Source organism: Helicobacter pylori (assembly GCF_011175115.1).
GTDB lineage: Bacteria > Campylobacterota > Campylobacteria > Campylobacterales > Helicobacteraceae > Helicobacter > Helicobacter pylori_DF.
In genome coordinates this window covers 29,915-54,203 of record NZ_SHOW01000001.1, presented here as the reverse complement: position 1 = coordinate 54,203, position 24,289 = coordinate 29,915, and the positions used below count along the sequence as shown (strand labels likewise).

Genomic DNA, 24,289 nt, shown 5'->3' with positions numbered 1-24,289 from the left:
GATAAGGCTCTTTTAAGGTTTCAAAAACACGGTGGTTGATTGGGTGTCTTTAAAATATTCATTAGCCACGCGCACCAAATCGCTCACTTTCAAATCCAAAAATTGTTGCTGATAATCGGTCAAGCCTTGAAGATCATTTTGCACTAGATAGTCTGCAAAAAGCCCCGCCACATCGCTAGAACTTTCTAAATTAGAAATAAAATCAGCTTTTTGATTGATTTTGATTTTGTCTAATTCCGCTTGAGTGATTTCGCCTTTTTTAAGCTTTTCTAAAAGCGCTACGATTTCTTTTTGTAAGGCTTCAGCTTTGACATTAGGGTTACCCCCCGCAATGAATAAAAACACGCTTTCATCTTGTAATTGCATGTTGTGTGAGAAAGCTTGAGAAGCTAGGCGTTTTTTATCCACTAATTCGCTTTGCAACCATGAGCTTTTGCCTTCGCCTAAAAGCTTGCTTAACGCGTCTAAGGCGACTTGATCTTTATGCTTGAAAGCAGGCACTTTATACCCTAACGCTACCCATTCTAAATGGACCCCATCTTTATGCACGACTGCCATTCTTGCCCCATCTTGTTTAGGTTCTTTCATGTAAGGGGTGGGGATAGCTTTTTCATCAAGGTTCTTTAAGGATTCAAAATGCTTTTTAGTCAGTTCAAAAACCTTTTGGGAATTGACATCGCCCACCACTAAAACGATAGCGTTTTTAGGCTGATAATAGAGCGAATGGAATTTTTTAATGTCTTTTAAAGTCCAATTTTGAATATCGTCCATAAAACCAATGGGCGTCCAATGGTAGGGGTGATAAACATAAGCGGTGTTAAAAAAGCGGAAATAAAGCATGCCGATAGGGGAATTATCGGTGCGCCATCGCCTTTCTTCAGCGACCACTTGACGCTCAGGCAAAAATTCATCTTCTTTTAAATTCAAAGACCCCATGGTTTCAGCGAACAATTCTAAAGACTTATCCAAATTAGCCTGACTGGTTTTAATGAAGTAGCGCGTAATATCAAAACTCGTAGAAGCGTTACTCACGCCCCCAAAACGCTTAACGATCTTATCAAATTCGCCGGCTTTAAGGTTTTTGGTGCTTTTAAAATTCAAATGCTCTAACATGTGAGCGATCCCGCTCTTGCCCATGACTTCGTTTCTAGAGCCGACTTTATAAAGCACATCCACTTCTATAACCCCGGTTTTATTTTCTAAGGGGACGCTTACGACTTGCAACCCGTTTTTTAAGGTAACGCTCTCATGTTTGGGTAAGTAAGATTGTGCGTGCATGCTCGCTCCTAAAGTGACTAACAAGACAGAACTAAGCCTCAAAAGTCTTTTAACAGAAAAATGTTTCATCTTAAATCCGCTCCTATAGCCTCTTTAACGCTCAAAAATCCATCTTTTTGGAGTAATTTTACCAAATCTTTAAGAATATTTTGGCATAAATTTGGCCCATTGTAAATAAAAGCGCTATAAATTTGTAACAGACTCGCTCCCATTTTAATCCTTTCATAAGCTTCTTTCGCATCGCTAATCCCCCCCACAGAAACAAGAACGCTTTTATTAAAAAAAGCTTTAGCCAATTCTTTAAAGATTTCACGGCTTTTTTTAGTCAAGCATTTCCCGCTCAAGCCCCCCATTTCTTTAGGAGCGAACACCAGGCTTTTATTAATCGTGGTGTTAGTCGCAATAATCCCATGCGCTCCTGCTTCAATAGCGCTATTGACGATTTCTAGCATGTCGTTTATTTCTAAATCCGGGGCGATTTTTAAAAATAAAGGCTTATGGGTCGTTTCTTTCGCCATGCAAAAAAGCTCATGCACAAACGCCTTGTTTTGTAAATCCCTTAAATTAGGGGTGTTGGGCGAAGAAAGGTTGAAGGTGTAATAATCGCCAATGTTTAAACATTTATTTAAAACCGCCTTGTAATCTTCTAGGGCATGCGCTTGCTCTATGTGTTTGTTTTTGCCTAAATTGATGCCAATAGGGGTTTTATAGGGGGCGAAGCGATTGAACGATCTCGCTCCTAAAACCGCCCCATGATTATTAAACCCCATCGCATTTTGTAAGGACTCTTCTTCAATGTGTCTAAAAAGCCTTGGTTTTTCATTCCCGCTTTGCGCAATATTAGTCAATGTGCCTGCTTCTAAATAGCCAAACCCAAAAGCGATCAACGCCCTAAGCATGGAAGCGTTTTTATCAAAACCAGCGGCCAAGCCCAAGGGGTTAGGGAAATTTAAGCCTAAAATTTCGTTTTCAAGCTTTGGGTTTTTATAACCCCATTGAGAATGGATCAAACTACATAAAAAGGGCGATCTAGAAAATATTCTTAAAATTTGACAAACCTTTTCATGCGCGATTTCAGCGTCTAGGCTAAAAAGATATTTTTTTACTAATGAATAAAGCATTTTAATCCTTAATATTTGATGATTTGAACGATAACCCTTTAAAAGGTTTTAAGGGCTTGTTTTTCAAAATAATCCTGTGAATTTAAAGGATCGTTAGGGTTTGAAACTTTAGCGTAACGGCCTTTAGAATTTAACTCGTAGCGTTTTAAGGTGTCTTTCAATTGGATTTCTAAAATACGCAACAATTTATTGGCGATCTTTGGGTTTGTGGCGGGAATGAGCAATTCCACGCGCCTTTCTAAATTCCTAGGCATTAAATCCGCGCTAGAAAAATAAATATTTTCATGTTTAAAATAATAAATGCGTGCATGTTCTAAATATTTCCCCACGATAGAATACACCCTGATATTTTCGCTCAAGTCCTTGACTTGGGGTTTTAAACAGCAAATCCCTCTGATAATGAGATCGATTTTAACCCCTTTTTGCGAGGCTTGATAGAGCCATTCAATGATTTCGCTATCCACTAGGGCGTTGGCTTTTAAAATGATATAGCCTTCTTGCTTGTGATTCATTTCGTTTTGAATGAGTTCAATGATTTTAGGCTTGATCTGTTTGGGCGCCATGAAAAGCGTTTCTAATGCGTTACTAGTCGCACTGCTCGTCAGCAAGGAATGGAAAAGCTTGATAATGTCGTTAGCGATTTCATTTTTAGCGCTAAAAAAACTCACATCGGTATAGATTTTAGCGCTCAAAGGGTTGTAATTGCCCGTGCTTAAATGGGTGAAGTGGCGTAACTGGTTGTCCGTTTTTTTAGTGATCAATAGCATTTTAGCATGCACTTTGAGTTTGAAAACGCCATAAACGACTAACGCGCCCGCCCTTTCTAAAGCTTTTGCCCAGTGCAGATTGCTTTCTTCATCAAAACGCGCTTTTAATTCCACTAAAACGCTCACTTGAATCTTGCTCGCCGCTTCAATCAAGGCTTTGACAATGGGGGAATGCTTGCCCACACGATAAAGCGTCATTTTGATAGAAAGGGTGGTCGGATCATTAGCGGCTTGCTCTATTAAATCGATCACAGGTTCAAAACTTTCATAAGGGTGGAACAGCAACAGATCCTGTTTTTCTATGGATTTGAAAAGATCGTTTTCATTGAAATGAGGGTGGATTTTGGGCGTGAAATTGGGTGATTTAAGGGTTTTAAAATCGCTATGATTGACCAATTCCCACAAATCCCCTAAATTGAGCATGATCGTGCTTTTATAGATATGCATGCCGGTGAGCTTGTGCTTTTTGTAAGAATGGGTTTGAAAACTCCTTAAAGACGCTAAAAGGGTTTTTAAAAGCTCTTGACTCCCTTTTTGGGTTTGCAAGCGCACGATTTCGCCTTGGTTTCGTTTCCTCAAACTCTTACTCATCAAATCCGCATAATCATGCGCTTCATCTTCAGTGATGGCAATATCCGCATCGCAAGTTACCCTAAACGCCATGCAATCTAAAATCTCATGCTCTAAAAACAATTCTTCTAAATGCGCTTCTACGATTTCTTCAGCCAGCACAAACAAGCCTTTTTCTAGCTCTACAAAACGGAAGATAAAAGAGGGGAGTTTGATGAGCGCATAGGAGATGGTTTGGGTTTCTTTGTCTTTAATGCGGGCAAAAAGCGCGAAAGTCAAATTCGCTAAAGGCGGGAAAGTGTGCGAAGAATCCAACTTAAAAGGCAAGACTAACGCATAAAGTTGCTCTTTAAAATAGGTTTTAGCCTTAGCTTTTTGCTCCAAATTCAATTCATTATAGGGGGTGATACAAAGCCCTTTTTTAAAGAGTAGGGCTTGGATTTTTTGGAATTCCAACTCCCTTTCTTCAATTTCATGCGCTAAATAATGCTTGATTTTTTCTAATTGTTCTTCAGGGTTTGTGCCATCAATGCCTTTAGAGGCGATTTTATGCTCATAGAGTTGTTTAAGCCCGGCCACTCTTATCATGTAAAATTCGTCTAAATTCGTGTCATAAATGGCTAAAAATTTCAAGCGCTCTAATAAAGGCAAGCTCTCATCTTTGGCTTCGTTTAAAACCCTTGTGTTAAAAGCTAACCATGAAAGCTCTCGGTTAAAGAAACGATTCAATAGAAATCCTTTAAATCATCATGTTTAAAAATCAGTTTGCTTGGTGTGATTATATAATGAAATGATAATAGTTGAAGCTTTTTTAAAAAGTCATGGTCGGAGTAGCGGGATTCAAACCCACGACCTCACCCACCCCAAGGGTGCGCGCTAATCAGGCTGCGCCATACTCCGCAATCAAAAAGAGAGATTGTAGCGCGAATTTGCTTAGTTGTTGTTTAAAAACTCTTTTTTGTAAAACTTCATTTTTTGAATAAAACTTCATTTAACCCTGAAAGATCGCTTAAAATTTTTTTAGCGTTTTTTGGGTTGATTTATTCTATAATAAACGAACGCAAGTAGTAATCCCTTGGTTTTCTCTTTGGTTGCGGTATTTGGAGTATGTTAGGGTTGGGGGTAACAGTGGGTGGTTACCTCGAAAGGAGATAACCTAACATGAGATTACTATTAGTAACCATAGTTTTAATGGTATCCGCAACGCCATTATACTAAAATTTTGGCTCTGGCACAAGAGCGCTGGGGTCAAATCTATGGTTACTATTTGTTTTAAAATTTTTCATTGGGGTTTGACTTGTTGTTTTAGGAGTAGGGGGAGCAGAAAATCTCTGAGCGCGGTTAGGGTTTGGGTTGATTGCATGTTGGATACAAGTAATTTAATGATATTTTCGCATGTTTTTGAGTATTGCTTGATTATTTTATGGTTGAAAGGGATTTGAATTTTTAAGGTGTCAATAGGGCTCAAATTTTGTTGAGATGATCCTATAGCGTTTCTCTGTAGTATGGCTGAGAATAGGGGATTTCTTATCAAAGAATAATAAAAGGGGTTTAGTTCTTTTTCTTTTGGTAAAACTACGCCGACACGCTGATTTAAAATGCAATTTTTTGAAAACACTAAGGCACAGCGTCCAATATGTCCTGTTAATGTGATTAAAATATTTGTTGGCTTTAATAGGCAATATTTAGGGAGTTTTTTCGGTAAAAATAAAAGGTTAGTTGTAATGCTTAAATCAACTAATGAATGTTGAACATTTTTATTTGTGATTAAAATATGATCATTTTTGTTGTTGCTGTATGTATTTGATTGAAAAGAATAACCGCTGAAAATATCCATTAATTCTCCTAGCGTTTTAACTTCAAAATCGTTAGGGATAAGGCGGTTTAATTCTTTAGAAAATTTCATTTTTCCGCCGCTAGTTTGATAGGGTTTGTTGTTTTCATCTAAAAAATCAAAACGAACGAAGTATTGCTCATAAAGAAGTTCTAGGATTTTGTGTAAAAGCTCATTGATTTTGTGGTTGTTCTCTATTTTTTGGTCTAGGATAGAAAGCGTGCGGGCGATTTTTTGTTGTGTTTCTATATTTGGCAATAAGACTTCTATTTCTTGAAAAATTGTTTTTGGAATAATTGGCACAACTGTAGAGAGAGCTATATTTTTAAAAAGTTCTTTTTTATTAGATAAATAGTAGTACAAGTAGTATGGATTACAAAAATCTTTAATGTCTGTAATAGAATTTATTTGTTGATTTGTTGCGCATTTATCAAAACACATGCGAACCATACCCACATCACCTATACACCCTACAAGAATGCTTATATTATTTATTGTGTTGTTCTGTATGCTTTTTAAACCACTATCACTAAGCGTTCTTAATGTTTTAATAATACGATATGTGCCATGCAAATCATTTGGCGTAATAAACATGTATTTGCCATTAAAAAAATCTAAATTAGAAGTTTTAGGGGTTTTTCCTGTTACGATTTTTCCTAAATCTTTTAAACAAAATGTTTGCCACTCACTCAAACCTAACCCCTTTTAAAGTTTCTAAAATTTCTTGTTGCAAGCTCTGGCTTTCATCAAAAAGGCTTGTCAATTCGCTTGAATATTGTTGCATTAAGTTTTCAAACTCTGCTTGGCTTATTTTCTCGCTTGTGTCCTCTATAGTGAAATACTGCCCGGGGTTTAGGGAATAATTTTTTTCTATGATTTTATCAAAAGAAACCAGAGCGCAAAAATCCGCTTTTTGGGTTTTATTTTGAAAAGTTTCTAAAATTAAATCAATATCGCTCCCTCTTAAGCGCGTTTTTTTGTTTTTGTTTTCGGTGTATTCTTCGCCGAGTTTGGAAGCGTCAATCAAAACCACTTCATTTACACTTGGCGTTTTTTTAAAAAAGATGATGCTCACATTAGTGCCGGTGTTGGCAAAAACTTGACTGGGCATGCAAATCACCCCATAAACGAGCTTTTCATCCACTAAATGCCTGACAATCTTATTTTCTATCCCGCTTTTAGCACTAATGAATCCGGTTGGCACGATTATAGCCCCCTTACCCTTATAGCTAAGCATGTTCAAGCAATGCTGGAAAAAGAGCGTGTAAATGGGCATTTTGCTTTTATCGTTTTTAGGGATATTAGGCACGCCTAAGAAAAAATCGTTTTTGTTTTGCGAAATCTCGGCATGCTCGTTGGAAAAATCCAGCTTGAAAGGGGGGTTACTCACGATGTAATCCATTTTCCCTTTACATTCTTTAGAATGGTAGGGGTTGGTTAAAGTGTTTCCCTCAATGGCGTATTTTAAAGAGTGGGTCAAGTCGTTTAAAATGAGGTTGAGTTTGAGCATTTTTAAGGATTTTTGCGAAATGTCTTGGGCATAAAGGGTGCAAGAATCCGTGCCTATTTGGTGGGCTAATGCCATTAAAAGCGTTCCTGTGCCTGCACTTGGGTCATAGATTTTGACATTTTTAGTTGGCTCATTAACTAAAAGCTTAGCAATGATGCTAGCGATGCTTAAAGGGGTGTAGTATTCGGCGTATTTGCCTCCGCTGGCGTTATTGTAATCTTTGAGTAAGTATTCAAAAATGGGGGCGAAAAAATCATAGCCTTGTTGGTTTTGCAGGTTTAAAAAAGCTTGTTTGAAATCAAAATTTTTGAGTTTGTCTAGTAAAACTCTGGTGAAATTAGCCCTTTTAGACTCTTCATTAATGTATTGTGAGATGCTTTCAAATAGGGCGATATTGGTTTCATCCGTGCTTTTGGTGTTGAAAAGCTCGGCATTATTGCTAGAAATACGATTAAAAATAGTGTCTAGCTTTAGGTGCAAATCGTTATCGTTAAAATGTTTTTCAAAAAGATAGCTTAAAAGATCATCATAGGCGAGTTTGGGGAGTCTTTTATCTATTAAGGTAATGAAAAAATCTTCTTTTTCTTCTTCGTTAAAGTCTTTGTAATCTTGTATTGTTTGGTTAGGAAATTCTTGTTCAAAAAGGAATTCAAATTTATCGCATAAGAATTTATACAAAAAGCATTGCGTGATGATCTTGTATTCGTTGCCGTCGTTCCCTAAACCAAAACTCGCGCAAGTGACTTTTAAATCATCAATGAGGCTTAGGGTGTCTTGTTTGATTTGCAATAAAGCGTTATTAGGCATTCAAATTTCCTTGATGGTGGTTTTGTAGCTCGTTAAAAAGGGTTTGAATGATAAGTTCTTTTTCTTTTTCTAAATCTTTTAAGGAGGGGTTTTCTTTGAAAGCGTTCCTTAATTCTAGTCTTATGGCATTTTTTAGGTGATATTCTTCGTTTAAGATTTCTTGACGCTTAGAAATACGCTCATCAATAGCGCTTTTTAAGGCGCTTAAAAGCGTGAAAATTCCCTTAGAAATGTTTTTTTCCATGAGGCGTTCGTGGAGGCGTTTGTGCGTGATCGCATAAGCTAAAGCATTATCGTATTTATTTAATAGGTGGGTGGTTTGTTGGTTGTGTCGTTTGAGTTGTGAAATGATCGCGCTATAAGAACGAGAAATCCCATCAAAATTCTGGCTTGTTGCGGGCGTTTGGAGCAGTTTTGAAAAGTCTTTATAAATCTTTTGGATTTCTTTATCTTTTTGATCCGGGATTTTTTCTAAAATCTCTTTAGCTTGCTTTTGTTTGGTGGTAATTTCTTCGCTTTCTTTGAAGTGTAATTCTTTGCTTTCTTTATACTCTATTTTAAAGTCTAAAAGAGCGATGAGGTCTTCTAAAATGATTAAATCGTTTGGGTTTTTAGGCTCATTGATATTTTTTAACGCATGGAGGTGTTTGGCTTTTTTATGAAGCGTTGAAGAGATTTTATTGATCTTTTCAATATCAATTTTTTCTTTTAATGAAAGGATTTTTTTATCATTAGAAGTGCGGATTAAATTGTAGCGCTCTTTGAGCATGTTGATGGCGTGTGAAACTTTTTGCAACTCGTTAATGTCGCTCATATTCACAATGGCGCTAGTCATGTCCCCTATATTGTCAATGGGGTAATCAAAAAGATCACCATAGGCGTTTTTAATGTCTTGTTCTAAAACCTCACGATCCGCAAAAATGTCTTTGAGATTATCTTTAATATTAAAATCGCTTTGATTGAATTGGTTTAATTCTTTCAAATAATCATCAGTCGTTTTGTCATAATTTTCTTTAATCCCTACAAAATCTATAAGGTAGCCAAAAGATATGTTGTTATAAGGGCGATTCACTCTGGCTAGGGCTTGGAGCAAATTATGATCTTTTAATTCTCTGTGGATATAAAGGCGTTTGAGATTGGGTAAATCAAAGCCGGTTAAAAGCATGTTAAACACAAAGACTATATCCGTATCTCCATGTTTAAAAGAATAAATCTTTTCTTTGACTTCTTGTTCGTCATGCAAAATCAGGCTGGATTGGAGTTTGTTTAAAATCCTTAGGTTGGGGTTTTCTTGTAAGACTTTTTCTTGGATTTCATTAAAAAGACAATTAGCTAACCTGGCTTGATCACTTGAAAAACAAACCACCATAGCCTTTAAATGTTCATCATTATTTACACGCCTGAAATTCAATAAATCTCTGATGATATAATAGAGCATTTCTTTAATGTATCTTTCATGATTAAAAATAAATTCTTTTTTAACCTCTACATCTTCAATAGTGATGCTTTCTTGTAAAAGGCGATAGATTGCTTGTAGTTTTTCTTTGTAGCTCTTTTCAATGATTTCTAACTGGAGTTTTAGGGTGTGTCTGTCTTTAATGGATTCTGTATAAGAATAGGTGTGCAAGTAGTTGCCAAAAGTGTTTTTAGTGGCTTTATCTTGCGCGTTGTCTTCTAATAGGGGCGTGCCTGTGAGGGCGATTTTTACCGCTGTTTTGTCGCATTCTATCAAATTGGCGTAAAAGCAACCTTTAGGATCATAGCTCCTGTGGGCTTCATCTATGATAAACACCCTTTGTAAATTGCGGCTGTCTTTTGCTGCTTCTTGTAATTCTGTTTTAGAAATAATTTCTTTAGGAGCACTAGAAGGGTCTTCATTGGGGGCTTTTTCTTCATTGGGGGCTTTGAATTTTTGGATATTCACAACGATGATTTCATCATTCCCTTGAGAGCCTTCAAAAACGCTAGAGTTTTTTAATTTTTGGCTCAAATCCTCTTTATTTTCTGCCTCATGCACACAAAGGCCTCTTTTTAAAAACTCGTTTTTGGCTTGCTCTAATAAATCCAACCTATCCACAATAAAATAAAATTTAGTCTTTTTCCCTAGCGGGCTAAAAAAATCTTTTATGAGTTTGGTTAAATGATAGGTTAAGGCGGTTTTACCGCTGCCTTGCGTGTGCCAGATGATGCCTTTTAGGGGGTCTTTGGGGTTATTTTCATAATGCTTTTGCAATTCTTTTAAAACGTTCAAGCTCGCAAACATCTGCGCATAACGCCAAATGTGTTTTTTAAACTCTGATTTTTCTTTTAAGAAACTGATGCCGTATTTTAGGATAAAGCAAAGCCTTTTTTGAGAGCAAAACGAAGTTAAAAGGGAGTTTGTGGGGGTGTCTTTGGGGCTTTCTTGGTAGTCGGTATCTTTAAGGTTAAATTCGTTTAAGACGCGTTTTTGAATTTCTTCAAGCGATCGATGGTTTTGATGGTTTTGATCATTTTGATGATTTTCGGGGGGGGGGGGGTAATATCTAGCTTATTGGCTTCAACAAAGCGTTGGAAAATGGGCGAATAAGAAGCGCTATAAAACGCACCTTGATCGGGGTTGTTTCCATCATAGGGCAAGTTATCGCTAAAAAGCCAGATTTGCGCGAGGTTATAAAAAACTTTGTTTTCAGGGTTTTCATAGCGTTGGATATGGCGATCTTTTTCCTCTTTAATGCCTTGTCCGGCGTAAGGCTGCTTAACTTCTATATTCACCAAAGGCAAGCCGTTGATAAAAAGGGTTATATCAGTTCTTAGGGATTTATAGGGTAATTCAGCCATCATTTCATAAAGATTGTTGTTAGGGTTATCAAAGTCTATGATCTGATTCTCGCTTTTGAGCAAGTATTCATAAAAGCTTTTGCCTAGATCATCGTAATTCAAGCGTTTTTTGATTTCAGCAAGCGAATCTTTTGCGTTTTTAGTGGGGTTAGGGTTTAGTTGGTTAAAGGCTTGAGTGAAACTATCGGTTAAAATATTGGTGGCGGTGTCTAGGTTGGGCTTATTTTCTTTAGAATTAGTAGGAATAAAATCATAGCCCAACTTGGCTAAATACATCAAGGCAGGGACTTGAACCCTTGTGATTTCATTGTATGGCATGAACACCCCTTTGATTTAAGGTTGCTATTATAGTGTAAAAATAAAAATCATGGTTGTTTGAGTTGCATTTGCAATAACAAACAAGCTTCTTTAAGGAATTGTTTTAAGGTGTTTTGAGAGAATTTGATAAAATGCGTCAGCTCATTTTCTTTAAGATGCAATGAAACGATTAAGACGCTTTGTAAGATATGAGCGACACTCCCTTCAAATAAAATGCCTATGGTGGGGGTTTTAGTGCTGGCTGTTTGGCAAAACCCACTCAAGCTATCCACCCATTCAAATACTTCTTGCTTGGTTTTACAGGGCGTGTTTAAATGCGTGAAAAAACTTTCTTTAAAACTCATAAGATTTTTTTGTAAATTGTTTAAATCTTTAGCATGGTTATCTCTAGGGCTAAACATGCTTTTAATGCGAGCGATAGCTTCTTGTTTGTTGATTTGTTTCAATTTCACTTGAGAGCGATTGAGGCTAACAGCGTGCTTGATTTTAGCCCCATAACTTAAATTATAGACTTTTTTAGGCTGGTAATAATGAAGGGCTTCTTCAATCCTTTCTTTAGAGAGCAAAAAAAGCGAGTCGCTAAAAGTTTCATAACCTTTAAAATTGCCCTCTACGCTGATTAAAGATGAAGTGTCAATTTCTTTTTCATTTTCATAATAGGAATTTTTAGCGTGCTTTTTAAACCCTTTGATATAAGCACAATCTAAAGCGCACAAATAGATTTCATCGCTCATCAAACCCGCTAAAGCCACCCCGGCATTGCCCACAAAAGGCGCTGCGTATTCTATACTTAAAGGGCTTATATACGCGCAAGCGCTCCCCCCACGCATAAACATTAACGCTTCTTTGGCTAAATTAAAAGCGTTAGGATTGAGCATGTTAGCCCCCATTAAGGGGGTGTCTTCTAGGGGGGCTTTTTCTAAAACCTCTTTAAGATAGTCTATGCGCTCCACTTCTATTTGAAAATCCACTTTAACGCCATGCGTTTTTAAAGGCTTTAAAGCGGTTCCGCATGAAAAAATAATGAAATTATCTTCATTTTCTTTTAAAAAATCCAACAATAAATCCAAGCTTGGCCCATTACCCACCACGCAAATGGGGGCGTTAATCTTTTTAGGTTTAATCTTTAGAGTTTGGTATAGGGGTAAGTTTTTAAGCGTGTTTTTTAATCCCAGTAATTCATCTTCAAAACTCCCCCAACCCCTTAAAGCTTGTTTGTAATAGCTTTGAATGTTTTCTCGCATGCGTGAATTAAAAGCGCTTTTATAGGGCATGATTTCTAGCTTTAAAAAAGAATGCGTGATAGGGCGTTTCAAAAAATCCATTTTTAATTCATTAGGGTTAAAAAACCCTTGAATAAAGAGTTTAGCCCCTTTTTTAATCAAATCTTCATAACGAACAAAATAACAGCTGATTTTAAACAAATCTAAATTTTCTTCAAACAAATAAAGCGAATGGAAGCGGTAATTTTGAGCCTGTAAAATGGCCAAAAACAAGCCGTCTAAAACGCCATAAATCATGGTTGGGGGTAAGAATTTCTCTAAAGAGCAAGGCGTTTGATGGTTATTTAAAAAATTTAAGATCGCATGCGTGGCTTTAAGGGTTAGGGGGAGTTTGGGGTTGTTTTGAGATTTTAAATAATTTAAAGAGAGGTGGTTATTGTCTAATGACCATCTGGGGTTATTTAGGGGGTTAGAAGCCATGTTAAAAGCGATTTCTATCATTTGATTTTTAGGGTAGCTTAAAGCGTTTGTGGGCGTGTATAAGAGATTGAAGTGGTTTTTTTCAAAAAGCAATTGATAATTTTTAAAAGGCGTATTGAGAGCGTTAAACAGATGGGGATTATAAGATTTGAAAAAAACTAAATTATCCCTAAAACGCTTTGAAATTTCTTTTTCTAAAAAGGGCGCATCAAAAGATTCTAGGGCTTTTAAAAAGGGCATTCAATAGCCTTTTTCACAAGACCCCTTAGGAGTCTTTTCAATCATTTTCTAAGAGTTGGGAAGCGATGGCGATCTTTTTCAAAGAGATAAAATCTTGTTCGCTGTAGCGTTTGTTGTCATTTATTTTGTGGTAGTAGGGGGCGCTTAAATTTAGGGCTTTTTCCTCTAAATCTTGCTTGGTTATATTAGTTTGGATTTCAAAAAGATTTTTTGCTTCTTCTAAAGACATAGGGATTTCTATTGCATTGAAGCGTTCAAAATTATCATAAAGCTCGTTAAAATCTTTATTGTCTATCTGTAAAAACGCCCCAACATCTAAAAACAATTCTTTTTCTTTGCTATCCAAAATCCCATCAGCATAGGCTAATAACATAAGAAATTCCACTAATTTCAGGCGTTTGGTGTATTCTCCATGCGTGTGGTCGGCGATTTCTTGGCATAAGGATTCAAAATTTTCTTTTTGATCCACAGGCTCATTGAGAAGCTCTTTGGCTAAATTTTGCTGTTCGCTGTTTAAGGGCTGCTCTAATTCATGGATAAAAAGCGTTCTTAAAGCGTTATCCAAAGCGTTTTTTTGAATGTCTAAAAATTTCAAAAGACGCATATACGCGCCTATTTGGGTTTGCTTGAATTTGTCTAGGGGGCTAGATTGCGCTAACAAATAGGGGTCATTTTTCAAGTCGTATTCTTCGGTTTTGGTTTTAGGGTTTAGGGGGTTTTTCAAATATTCTTTGAGAGTGTTGTAAAAATAAAACAACACAACCGCCGCAACAATTAATAAAATGATTTCCATGATTTTCCTTTATGAGTATTTTTTCATTTGTTCTTTGAGGTCTTGTTTTTGCCTGCTCTCTCGCTCTTTTTTGGCTTGATAAAGACGCATTTGCTCTTCTTTTTGCTTGTCTTGTAAGATCATTTTCCTCTCATGGTTTTTTTTAAGCCGTTCTATGTATTCTTCTCGTTTTTCTGGGTCTTGGAAACTCACAGGGCGGATGAAAAAAACAAACAAGATCAACACAAAAATCCCTATAGCGACAATCTCAGAGCCTTCGCCATTGAAAGCATACCAAAGCCCTCCCATCAAAGAAGCGAGCGCGAGTTTTAAAAAAGCGTTCATCTTAAATGAAAGTAACTTGATGATAATGCGTATCAAGCCCTAAATCTTGCTTATTTTTTTCCCCCATAGCCATTAGCGCGATTTGAGGTAAAAACAAAGTGGGGGTGTTGTCATTATCTCTTTTATAAATCTTTGAAGCTTTTAAGCTTAAATTTTCAAAAGCGTGAAAAAGCCCCAAAGAATGCGCGATTAAAAAATCCGCCCCCAAATCAATCCCCAAATAGCGTAAATGCGCGCACTGGAGTAATCCGCTTGCTTCATTGACTTCTAAAAGGGGGGCGTAATTTTGAAAGGATTCTAAAAAATGGGGGGCTTTTAAATGGATTTTATTGAAAAAATGATCGCTTGGTTTGATGCGAGAAAATTCAGCCCCTAAAAACGCGTCAAAAGGGCTTTTCAATTCCCATGCCAAAAATTCATTAACCCACTCATTAAGATAGACGACCTCAACGCCTTTTTCATAAACAAGCTGGTATTTTTTTAATTTTTCATTGACGGAGTTGGTGATTTCAGGGTTGTTGTCTAAAACTTCTTTAGCATGCAAAATATTCAAATACGAATCTTCTTCGCAAAAAATGAGCGAAACGCCATTGGCTTTAGCTAGAGATAGATTATACGCAGAGGCCGTGAGGAAATCATGCGTGCTTATGATCTTCCCATAATAGCCCCCATCATAACAAAAAGGCAGATCAATGACTTTTTGCCCCATTCTTTCTAAATAGAGCTTAGCGCTTTTGAGAAGCGCTTGGGCGTTTAAATGCTTCGCATAAGCGTTAAAGAGCGCGCAAGTTTTAGGGGGGTTAGGCGTTTTGGGGGGGTTAGAGTTGTATTGAAAAAGGCTTAAAAGGTTTTTAGAAAAATCTTTCCATGGCTTGATTTTGGAATTGGTTAGGATTTCTTGCAATTCATAGATTTCATGGTCAATATTATCATCGTTTTTATAGAGGCAATGCGCCACGCTTAAAAAATTCATCACGCCGCTTTCAGGCTGAGAGATCATCTCTAATAACCGATTCCGCTCTGTGGGGTAGCGTTTCATCAGCCATTTAACATACAAGAAAAAGCCATCGCCCAGATATTTAGGGTTCGTTTGGGGGTTGATAAAATTGATTTGAATAAATTTTTCTAATTCTTCTTTTTCGCCTTTAGTGATGTAGGGGACTTGTTTGAAAAAATCTTCATAGTTTTTTAAAACCGCCTTTTCATCAATCATTAAATCTTTTAAAGCGTATCGTTTGGATAGGGGATCTAGCACCCATTCTTTAGAAAAAAACGCCACTAAATCGCTCACTTTAGCGTCTTCAAACACCGCAATTTGGTTGATTTTAAGCGCGATATTTTCACTATAGCTCACGCCTTTGAGTTGTTTTAAAAGATCCAAAAGGTATTGATCTTCTTGGTATTCTAAAAAATAAGACTCATAAGCTGGATTGTAATCTTTATTGGTTTCAAAACGAAAGACTTTTACATGCAATTTCAAAACGCTCATCCATCAGTCCTTTAGCTTTTGTGTAGATTTTCTAAAATCGCGCGGTTTTTGGAATTGGAAAAAAGAGCCTCTTTAGAATCCAACCATTCTTTAGACTCTCGTTCGTCTTTCTTTGGCTCTTGCATGAGCGACTCTTCTTTTTGGAACAATTCAAGCGAATCGCAACGATTGAATAAAACGATATTTTCATTTTTTTCTTTGATAAGGATTTGAATGATGCCAGGAAGTTTTACTTGAACCACGCTGCCAATATTGTTAGGGCCAAACCCAGCTTCAAACTGCACGCTTTTTGCATCAATCATCAAGCTTTCTAAGGTGTATCCGGCTAAAACAAACAGCACTAACGCGCCAAATTTTTCATGGATTTCTTTAGGGAGCTTGGGGGAAAAATCAATCGCATCTCTTTCGCACAAAAGGTTGAAACTCAAATGGTTTTTGGACAGAAATTGCAAGTATTCAATGCAATGCTTGTTGTTTAAAAGCCTTAATTCTCTTTGCATGCGAGCAACCTTTCAAATTCTTCTAACAAATGACGCACCTCTTGGATGCCAATTTCCCAAAATTCTTTGCTATCAATGTCAAAGCCAAACATGGACACTAATTCTTTAGGGCTTTTTGACCCTCCTAAGCTCAAAAATTCCGTGTAAGTTTTAACAAATTCTTTAGCGTCGCTTTTTTTATAAAGCCCATAAAGCGCTAAAGTCAAAAGCTGCCCGTAACTATAAGCGTAGCAATAAAAAGGCGAATGGATAAAATGGGGGATATAGCTCCACCACAAATGGTAGTTTTTAGTGAGTTTCACGCTCTTTTCAAACATTCTTTGATTTTCTTCAAACCAGATTCGATCAAAATCTTTGGTGTCTAATTCTTCATCAATTTCATGGATTCTTCTTTCAAAATTAGTCATCACCACTTGCCTAAAAAGGGTAGAAAAAATATCTTCTAGCTTGCCGGCCAGCATGAAAAGGAGTTCATCAGATTTTAAACCCTTTTTCAAATGCTCAAAAAACAACATTTCAGAAAAGACAGAAGCGGTTTCTGCGGTGGTTAGGGGCGTATCCATGTTCAATACGCCTTGTTTTTTGGATAATTCTTGGTGGATCATATGCCCAAATTCATGGGCGATAGTGAAAGCGTCTCGGCGGTTTCCTGTGTAGTTTAACAACACATAAGGGTGAGCGCTAGGCACCGCACCATGGCTAAAAGCCCCGCCTTGCTTAAAATCTTTAGGGTGTGAATCCACCCAACCCTCTTTGATCGCTTTAGAAGCGATTTTGTGAAATTCAGGGCTAAAGGCTTTAAGGGTTTTAAGCACTTCTTCTAAAGCTTGAGAGTAAGTCATGGTGATGCTTTCATCGTTTAAAGGAGCGTAGCGATCGTAATCTTTGAGTTTATGCCCTAAAATTTGCGCTTTTTGATGATAATAACGATGCACTAAAGAAAAATTAGCGTTCACAATCTCTATCATGCTATCCACGCTCTCTTGCGAGATCTGGTTGTCAATGTGGCGGAAACTCTCTTTTTTGTCGTATTTTCTCAGCTTGGTTTCAATAAGCAAGTCTTTACGCACCATGTTTAAAATGTAAGTGAGCAAAGGGCGGGATTTTTCTAACGATTTGCTGAAAGCTTTTTGGGATTTTTTACGGATCTTGCGTTTGGAGTTGTGCAAGAGGGCTAAAATTTCTTCTTCGCTTAAATTTTGCTCTTCAAAAGGGATTTTTAAAGAAGAAAAATGCTCATCAAAAAGACGGCTAAACGCGCCCACTCCCACAGGTGAAAGGGCTAGAGCGATCTTTTCTTCATCTAAATTTAAGGTGTGCTTTTTCTTTTCTATGAGGTTGTTTAGATAAAAAGCATGGTCTTTGCATTTTTTAATGAAAGCAAGTTGTTTTTTGGCGTCCAAATTCTTAAATTCAATTTCAAAGAATAAAAGGTGTTGTTGGATGTTTGCGCAAGCCATTTCGCATCGCGAATAAAACTTCGCTTCTTTAGTGTTCTTAGCAAAGAGTAATTGAGCGTAAGTCATCGCTCTAGAGATTTTTTCTAACAAATTTTCGTAATGTTTAAGAGTGTTGGCAAATTTTGTAGCGTCTAAATTCTTAAGGTTATTTTGATAAGCACTCTCAAATTCTTGCGCTTCTGTTTGTAAGGTTTTTAAAAATTCTTCTGCGCGTTCTTTATTTTCAAATAAAGCACTCAAATCCCATTCTTGCTCTTTCATGAAATCCTCTTTTTATATCAATTTGGAGTTAAAATACGCTTGTATTTTAACATAACACTGACAATACAAGCAAACTTATCATTTGGTTTTTGCGCCATTATTTTTTAGCCGGCTCATTTTCTTGGCTCTTTTGGTGCAAAATAAATTGAGCGATAGATTCTAGGTATTTTAAAATAAAAGGGGTTGCTAACATAGAAAAGACCACCATAAGAATAAGGAGCTGGTGGATGTCATTTTGAGCGATATTTAAGATATTCTTTTGGTGTAAAAAACCAAGAATCCCTTTTTTTTCTTGCAAATTAAAGAGCTGGTGCGAGCCTGAATTTAAAAAGATCACGAAAGAAAACTCCCCGATTTGCGCTAAAGAAAGAGCGGTTTTTATGGCAGTTTTAGCGTCTCTAAAAAAACGCAATAGCGCATAAATGATGGCCGTCTTAAAACTCATCACTAAAATGAGTAAAAAGATGACAACAAAGAACTTCTCCATAAAGAAACTCACATTAATTTGCATCCCTATCGTGATGAAAAAAAGGGCTAAAAAGAGGTTCTTTAATTGCGCGAATTCTTCTTGGACATTGATTTTATAGCGCGATTTAGAAATGGCCATGCCCACAATGAACGCCCCTAAAGACATAGAAAACCCAAAAAAATGGCTCAACCCCGCCGCGCTACAAACAATCACTAAGATCGTGCCTATAAAAATTTCAGGCAGGCGCGTGTCTTTTGCTTGCTCTAAGATGAGATTAGCCCCTTTTTTTCCAGGCAATAACAAAAGAACTAAAATAATCCCTGCTGAAATAAAGGTTTTAAGAATGAGTAAATTAACATTAGAATCTTTACTGCCTAGAATAGTCAAAATTAAAAGCATGGGAATGGCTGCAATATCTTGGAAAATCAAAATCCCCACCGCGCTCTTTCCCATAGGCGTGCTAAGCTGTTTGGAATCTTCAAAGAATTTCAGCACAATAGCGGTTGAAGAGAGCGAAAGCCCCATGCCTAAAACAAGGGAAAAAATGGGTGAAAGACCCAAAATAAAATACCCCACTAAAAAAGCGATTAAAGCGCATAAAACCACTTGTAAAAGCCCAAAAACCAGCACTTCTTGTTTGATGGATTTGAGTTTGTCAAAATTAAACTCAATGCCTATCATAAACATTAAAAAGACGATACCAAATTCACCAATATCAGACAACAAATTAAAATCATTAATTTTAAAAAAAGCCGCTAAGACCGTTCCTGTGCAAATGTAACCAATGATAACCGGCATGTCTAATTTCTTTAAAAAGATTCCAAAGCCTACAGCAAGCCATAAGCCAGCAATAACAATATAAAGTGTGCTGTTTTCCATAAAAACCTTTCCCCAGTAGAATCAATTTGTTCTAAAGAAATAAAAGCGAAACTATCTTAATAAATTGATCTATTAAATAACACTATTAAATAAAATAATATCTATCAAATATATATAAGTAATTTATTATTTAAATCTTACTAAACCCGCTTTCAAACGCAAACACCAAACACCCTATTGAGTAAAATAAAAATTGAAACGCTAGGATTATACCGCGTCAAGGCAAACTTTCTATTTATGAAAAAGATTTTTGAACCCCAACCTTTTAAGAGTTGGCTAGGGTTTAATTTGATGAAGAAGAGCGAACGAAAGAATGAATTAGAAAGTAAAGACATAATCCACATACCAAGAATAGTAGCGGATAAGCCCTACATCTTTACTGCCCTGATTAACCATAGGGAATTTCACGCCCGCTTCAAACGCACTGCGATCCCCAACGCGCATTCTTCCGCCTAAATTCCATAAGAACTGGAATCTCGTTTGATTGACATCATAAGGGAACATCCAAGTGTTTCCGGCTAATTGAACGCCACCGATGAGACCTAGAGCGAATTTATCCAAAGGAATGAGATTGACAATCAAATCGCCACCGCCACCATAGGTGAGCAAATTGGTTTTGGTGTGTTCAGTCCCTGAAGTGTTAAACCAATCTAAAAAGCCATACACCCTAGCCCCAAACCATTTATTGGCAAAGCCTACAAAACCTAATTTGAAATTCAAACCATAAAGATCATTGCCATGACGCCAATCAGAGTAATTGCTGTTATAAGGGCCATAGCGACCTTGCTGATAACCCGCACCCATGAAAAACCCATTCACTTCGCCAGCCAGTGCTAAACTCGCGCTCAAGCTTAAAATACAAGCAATTCTTTTAATCATAATAAATCCTTCTTGTTGAATTAAAGTTACACCCTAAGATCGGTTATTTTTCTAAAAGATTTAATTTTTTATCAAAGATGAGGGTTTTAGGGTGAAAATGTTGATTAAATCATAAGTGGGATACACCTACAAAACCACCTCAAACTTTTAAAATACAAATTTTTAAGATACAAATAGGTATAATCACCAACTTCAATCATTTAATCAAAGGGAGTTCTATGAAAAATACTTTCAAAGCGTTTGCCTTTTTAATCGTATTTTTTTCAAGCGCTCTGTTGGCACAGGATTTAAAAATCGCTGCTGCTACTAATCTCACACGCGTTTTAAAAGCCCTTGTTAAAGAATTTCAAAAAGAACACCCCAAAGATGCTGTTAAGATTAGCTTTAATTCTTCAGGCAAACTCTACGCTCAAATCGCTCAAAACGCCCCTTTTGATTTATTCATTTCAGCGGATATGATTAGACCCAAAAAGCTTTATGATGAAAAAATAACCCCTTTTAAAGAAGAAGTCTATGCTAAAGGCGTGTTGGTTTTATGGAGCGAAAATCTAAAAATACATTCTTTAGAAATTCTTAAAGACCCTAAAATTAAATATATCGCTATGGCTAATCCTAAACTAGCCCCTTATGGAAAAGCCAGCATGGAAGTATTAGACAATTTAAAACTCGCTTCCAGTCTTAAATCTAAAATCATTTATGGCGCTTCTATTTCTCAAGCCCATCAATTCATCGCTACTAAAAACGCTCAAATAGGCTTTGGAGCGTTATCCTTGATGGATAAAAAAGATAAAAACCTCTCTTATTTCATCATTGATAAAGCCCTTTATAACCCTATTGAACAAGCCTTAATCATCACTAAAAATGGGGCTAATAACCCTTTAGCCAAAGTTTTTAAAGATTTTTTATTCAGCCCTAAAGCTAGAGCTATCTTTAAAGAATACGGCTATATTGTGGATTGAAACGCATAAAAAAGGCGAACAATGGATCATGAGTTTTTGATTACCATGCGTTTGAGCTTTTCTTTAGCTTTGATTACCACCCTTATTTTACTCCCTATAGGGATTTTTTTAGGCTATTTTTTAAGCCTTAAACGCAATCTTTTAACGAGCTTAACAGAAACGCTTGTGTATATGCCTTTAGTTTTACCCCCAAGCGTGCTAGGGTTTTATCTCCTTTTAATCTTTTCGCCTTCTTCTTTTTTGGGAGCGTTTTTACAAGATGTATTAAATGTGAAACTTGTTTTTAGTTTCCAAGGGCTTATTTTAGGGAGCGTGATTTTTTCCTTACCCTTTATGGTAAGCCCTATTAAAAGCGCATTAATTTCCTTGCCAACTTCTTTAAAAGAAGCCAGTTATAGCTTGGGTAAGGGGGAATATTACACCCTTTTTTTTGTCCTACTCCCCAACATCAAACCCAGTGTGTTGATGGCTATCATTACAACTTTTACGCACACTATAGGCGAATTTGGCGTGGTGATGATGCTTGGGGGTGATATATTAGGAGAAACAAGAGTGGCTAGCATTGCGATCTTTAACGAAGCTGAAGCGCTCAATTATTCTAAAGCCCATCAATACGCCTTAACGCTCACGCTTATCAGTTTTAGCCTCTTATTTGTTACCCTATTTTTGAATAAAAAACAAAGCTCGTTTTTATGATAAAAGCGCGATTTAAAAAACGCCTTTTAGGATCTAGGGGCGCGTTTGATTTGAATATAGACTTAGAAATTAAAGAAGCAGAAGTTGTGGCTTTATTAGGAGAATCGGGAGCGGGTAAAAGCACGATTTTACGCATTTTAGCGGGGCTTGAAGCGGTGGATAGCGGCTACATTGAAGTCAATCATTCAGTATGGTTAGACACTCAAAAAAAGATTTTTTTAAAACCACAACAACGAAAAATCGGCTTTGTGTTTCAAGATTACGCCCTATTCCCTCATTTAAACGTGTATCAAAACATCGCCTTTGCTCACCCTAAAAATACAAATAAAATCCACGAAGTGTTACGCTTGATGCGTTTAGAAAATCTAAGCCAGCAAAAAATTCTTCAACTCTCTGGCGGGCAAGCCCAACGAGTCGCTTTAGCAAGAGCTTTGATCGCAGCCAAGAATTTATTGCTTTTAGATGAGCCTTTAAACGCCCTAGATAACGCCTTAAAAAACGAAGTGCAACAAGGTTTGCTTGATTTTATCAAGCGTGAAAATTTAAGCGTGTTATTGGTAAGCCATAACCCCAATGAAATCACCAAACTCGCGCAAACTTCCCTCTTTTTAAACAATGGCGTTATTGATTCTAATCAAGAAAATCGGCTTTTTTCAAACCGCTTATTGATAAAACCTCTCTTTGAAGATGAAAATTATTGCCATTATGAGGTTATTCCTCAAACGATTAGTTTGCCCAAAGATTGTCTGAACCCAACTTTTAAGCTTGATTTCAATCAAGGCAAAAAATTTTAGAAATATTTTTTTCATTTTTCTCTTAAAACCCTCTTATTTTTAAACTTTATGCACCCATTTTAGTATTAGAAACAACGCTAAAGTTTTAGGGAGTCGCTCTCATAACAACCGCTAAAATCAAACTCTTTTATGACTAATACCCAATGAAAACAGAGCCAATCTTTTAGTTTTTCAAAAATTCTTCTATTCTTTTGACGCTCTCTGTTTTGCCTAAAATAAAAAGCGCTTCTTTAAGGCCTATCCCGCCCCCCTTACCCAAAAGGGCCAATCTTAAAGGCTGCATAAAACTACCCGCTTTAATCTTTTCTTCTTCAATGATTTTGTGCATGGCGTTTTCTAGTGCACTTTCATCGTTGAAATTGACTTCATTTAATTCCAGCTTAAACTTTTCTAACAAAGGCATAACGAGCGCTTGATTGATCTTTTTAAAAACCTTTTCTTCATACTCCACAGGAGCGATTAAAACCTCATCTATTTTAAGCGCTAATTCTTTTAAAGTTTGAGATCTCTCTTTGAGAGCGTCCAACAAGCGATCCAATTGAGCGGGGTTTAAATGAGAAAGATCGCTAAAACTAAAAGGCTTTAAAAGTTCTAACAATTCTTGCGTGCTTTGGTTTTTTAAATAATGAGCGTTGAGCCAATTAAGCTTGTGCCAGCTAAAGCAACTGGGCGAAGAATTTAAATCTTTAGGGTCAAACCATTCCAGTAATTCTTGCATGCTAAAAACCTCTTTATCGTGATAGCTCCACCCCAAACGCGCTAAAAAATTCACTAACGCTTCCTTAAGATAGCCCATTTCTTGATAGTCCATCACATTAGTGGCCCCATGGCGTTTGCTTAATTTTTGCCCTTCTTCATTCAAAATCATCGGCACATGGAAAAAATTAGGGATTTTAAAATTTAAAGCCTTATAGAGAACGATTTGTTTAGGGGTGTTAGAAAGGTGATCATCGCCTCTAATCACATCAGTAATCCCCATTAAAGCGTCATCAATAATAACCACAAAGTTATAAGTGGGCGTTCCATCGCTCCTGGCGATAATAAAATCGTCTAATTCGTTAGTATTCACTTTCACTTCGCCTTTAACCCCGTCATTAAAAACAATGATTTCATTTTGTGGGACTTTAATCCTTACCACAGGCTCTATGCCTTTAGGGGGCGTGCCTTTAAAGTCACGATAACGATTGTCATAGCGTGGGTTTTCTTTCCTGGCCTTTTGTTCTTCTCTCAAAGCGTCCAACTCATCTTTACTCATGTAGCAGTAATAGGCTTTGTCTTCATCTAAGAGTTTTTGGATATATTCCTTATAAATTCCAAAGCGTTTGGATTGGTAGAGGATTTCTCCATCGTATTCTAGCCCTACCCATTTGAAAGCCTCTATAATGGCGTTAGCCGCTTCTATAGAGTTACGGCTCAAATCCGTGTCTTCAATGCGTAAAAAAAATTTTCCTTGATTGGCTCGTGCAAAAAGATAATTGAAAATGGCTGTTCTTAAGCCTCCTATGTGGAGATAGCCAGTGGGCGATGGAGCGAAGCGCGTAACGATCAAACTCATTATTCTAACCTTAAAAATAAAATACTCTTATTGTATTCAAAAATGGCTTAAAAATGGTTTCACTTTTTTCTATTAAAATTAGTGTATGATTGAGATTATTTTTGATTAGGATCAACCCATGCAAAAAACCTTATTTTCTTTTTTATCTTTGTCTTTATTTTTATCTTTTTGTATCGCTGAAGAAAATGGGGCGTATGCGAGCGTGGGGTTTGAATATTCCATCAGTCATGCCGTTGAGCATAATAACCCCTTTTTGAATCAAG

General features: G+C 36.8%; 20 protein-coding genes, 1 tRNA gene and 1 pseudogene. 3 read left to right on the top strand and 19 right to left on the bottom strand.

Annotation, left to right across the window (positions count from 1 at the left end):
- Positions 1-12 precede the first annotated feature (12 nt).
- The 18 genes and pseudogenes from pqqE to EXS92_RS07910 form a co-directional block, all read right to left on the bottom strand.
- On the bottom strand, positions 13-1,347 hold the full coding sequence (pqqE, locus tag EXS92_RS00240) for a zinc protease PqqE (RefSeq protein WP_165515086.1): 1,335 nt from the start codon (positions 1,345-1,347) through the stop codon (positions 13-15).
- Positions 1,344-2,399 (bottom strand): quinone-dependent dihydroorotate dehydrogenase, encoded by a 1,056-nt coding sequence (locus EXS92_RS00235; RefSeq protein ID WP_165515084.1) that lies wholly within the window; start codon positions 2,397-2,399, stop codon positions 1,344-1,346. Before EXS92_RS00235 ends, pqqE begins: the two co-directional genes overlap by 4 nt.
- A gap of 38 nt (positions 2,400-2,437) precedes the next feature.
- Positions 2,438-4,465, bottom strand: coding sequence for an RNA degradosome polyphosphate kinase (locus EXS92_RS00230; RefSeq protein WP_165515082.1), 2,028 nt, complete (start codon positions 4,463-4,465; stop codon positions 2,438-2,440).
- Positions 4,466-4,558: 93 nt separating this feature from the next.
- Positions 4,559-4,636: transfer RNA gene (locus EXS92_RS00225), tRNA-Pro, on the bottom strand.
- Positions 4,637-5,018: 382 nt separating this feature from the next.
- Positions 5,019-6,263 carry a restriction endonuclease subunit S gene (locus EXS92_RS00220; protein ID WP_165515079.1) on the bottom strand — a complete coding sequence of 415 codons (1,245 nt, stop codon included), beginning with the start codon at positions 6,261-6,263 and terminating at the stop codon, positions 5,019-5,021.
- Positions 6,256-7,887: an N-6 DNA methylase gene (locus tag EXS92_RS00215; RefSeq protein ID WP_165515077.1), complete on the bottom strand. Its 1,632-nt coding sequence runs from the start codon at positions 7,885-7,887 to the stop codon at positions 6,256-6,258. Before EXS92_RS00215 ends, EXS92_RS00220 begins: the two co-directional genes overlap by 8 nt.
- The gene (locus EXS92_RS00210; RefSeq protein ID WP_242673968.1) at positions 7,880-10,150 is read right to left on the bottom strand and encodes a DEAD/DEAH box helicase family protein; all 2,271 of its coding nucleotides are present in this window, start codon (positions 10,148-10,150) and stop codon (positions 7,880-7,882) included. The genes EXS92_RS00215 and EXS92_RS00210 overlap by 8 nt, the downstream gene beginning before the upstream one ends.
- A gap of 173 nt (positions 10,151-10,323) precedes the next feature.
- Positions 10,324-11,025, bottom strand: coding sequence for a type I restriction endonuclease (locus tag EXS92_RS07920; protein WP_242673967.1), 702 nt, complete (start codon positions 11,023-11,025; stop codon positions 10,324-10,326).
- 47 nt (positions 11,026-11,072) lie between these two features.
- A complete protein-coding gene (locus tag EXS92_RS00205; RefSeq protein ID WP_165515075.1) occupies positions 11,073-12,968 on the bottom strand; it encodes a motility associated factor glycosyltransferase family protein in 1,896 nt (631 codons plus the stop codon).
- 37 nt (positions 12,969-13,005) lie between these two features.
- Positions 13,006-13,761 (bottom strand): TerB family tellurite resistance protein, encoded by a 756-nt coding sequence (locus EXS92_RS00200; RefSeq protein ID WP_165515073.1) that lies wholly within the window; start codon positions 13,759-13,761, stop codon positions 13,006-13,008.
- A 9-nt stretch (positions 13,762-13,770) separates the two neighbouring features.
- A complete protein-coding gene (locus EXS92_RS00195) occupies positions 13,771-14,085 on the bottom strand; it encodes a hypothetical protein (RefSeq protein ID WP_001861281.1) in 315 nt (104 codons plus the stop codon).
- Between the two features lies 1 nt (position 14,086).
- On the bottom strand, positions 14,087-15,574 hold the full coding sequence (locus EXS92_RS00190) for a DUF5644 domain-containing protein (protein ID WP_165515070.1): 1,488 nt from the start codon (positions 15,572-15,574) through the stop codon (positions 14,087-14,089).
- A gap of 11 nt (positions 15,575-15,585) precedes the next feature.
- On the bottom strand, positions 15,586-16,074 hold the full coding sequence (locus EXS92_RS00185; RefSeq protein WP_165515068.1) for a hypothetical protein: 489 nt from the start codon (positions 16,072-16,074) through the stop codon (positions 15,586-15,588).
- A complete protein-coding gene (locus tag EXS92_RS00180) occupies positions 16,059-17,795 on the bottom strand; it encodes a M3 family oligoendopeptidase (protein ID WP_165515066.1) in 1,737 nt (578 codons plus the stop codon). The genes EXS92_RS00185 and EXS92_RS00180 overlap by 16 nt, the downstream gene beginning before the upstream one ends.
- A 97-nt stretch (positions 17,796-17,892) precedes the next feature.
- Positions 17,893-19,143: a cation:proton antiporter gene (locus tag EXS92_RS00175; RefSeq protein WP_108327171.1), complete on the bottom strand. Its 1,251-nt coding sequence runs from the start codon at positions 19,141-19,143 to the stop codon at positions 17,893-17,895.
- A gap of 152 nt (positions 19,144-19,295) precedes the next feature.
- Positions 19,296-19,478 (bottom strand): hypothetical protein, encoded by a 183-nt coding sequence (locus EXS92_RS07915; RefSeq protein WP_231625184.1) that lies wholly within the window; start codon positions 19,476-19,478, stop codon positions 19,296-19,298.
- Positions 19,462-20,022, bottom strand: coding sequence for an outer membrane beta-barrel protein (locus tag EXS92_RS00170; RefSeq protein WP_000595776.1), 561 nt, complete (start codon positions 20,020-20,022; stop codon positions 19,462-19,464). Before EXS92_RS00170 ends, EXS92_RS07915 begins: the two co-directional genes overlap by 17 nt.
- 43 nt (positions 20,023-20,065) lie before the next feature.
- Positions 20,066-20,222 (bottom strand): annotated as a pseudogene (locus tag EXS92_RS07910) (orotate phosphoribosyltransferase).
- 18 nt (positions 20,223-20,240) lie between these two features.
- On the opposite strand from EXS92_RS07910, the gene modA reads away from it, so the two are divergent.
- Genes modA through EXS92_RS00155 form a run of 3 tightly spaced genes read left to right on the top strand, consistent with a single transcriptional unit; the run spans position 20,241 to position 22,471 of the window.
- A complete protein-coding gene (modA, locus tag EXS92_RS00165) occupies positions 20,241-20,981 on the top strand; it encodes a molybdate ABC transporter substrate-binding protein (RefSeq protein WP_165515060.1) in 741 nt (246 codons plus the stop codon).
- Between the two features lie 21 nt (positions 20,982-21,002).
- Entirely contained in the window at positions 21,003-21,677 is a 675-nt protein-coding gene (modB, locus tag EXS92_RS00160; RefSeq protein ID WP_000349460.1) for a molybdate ABC transporter permease subunit, read from the top strand.
- Positions 21,674-22,471: an ATP-binding cassette domain-containing protein gene (locus EXS92_RS00155; RefSeq protein WP_165515058.1), complete on the top strand. Its 798-nt coding sequence runs from the start codon at positions 21,674-21,676 to the stop codon at positions 22,469-22,471. The genes modB and EXS92_RS00155 overlap by 4 nt, the downstream gene beginning before the upstream one ends.
- A gap of 163 nt (positions 22,472-22,634) precedes the next feature.
- Here EXS92_RS00155 and gltX read toward each other — a convergent pair whose 3' ends face one another.
- A complete protein-coding gene (gltX, locus tag EXS92_RS00150; RefSeq protein WP_165515056.1) occupies positions 22,635-24,026 on the bottom strand; it encodes a glutamate--tRNA ligase in 1,392 nt (463 codons plus the stop codon).
- Positions 24,027-24,289: the final 263 nt, after the last annotated feature.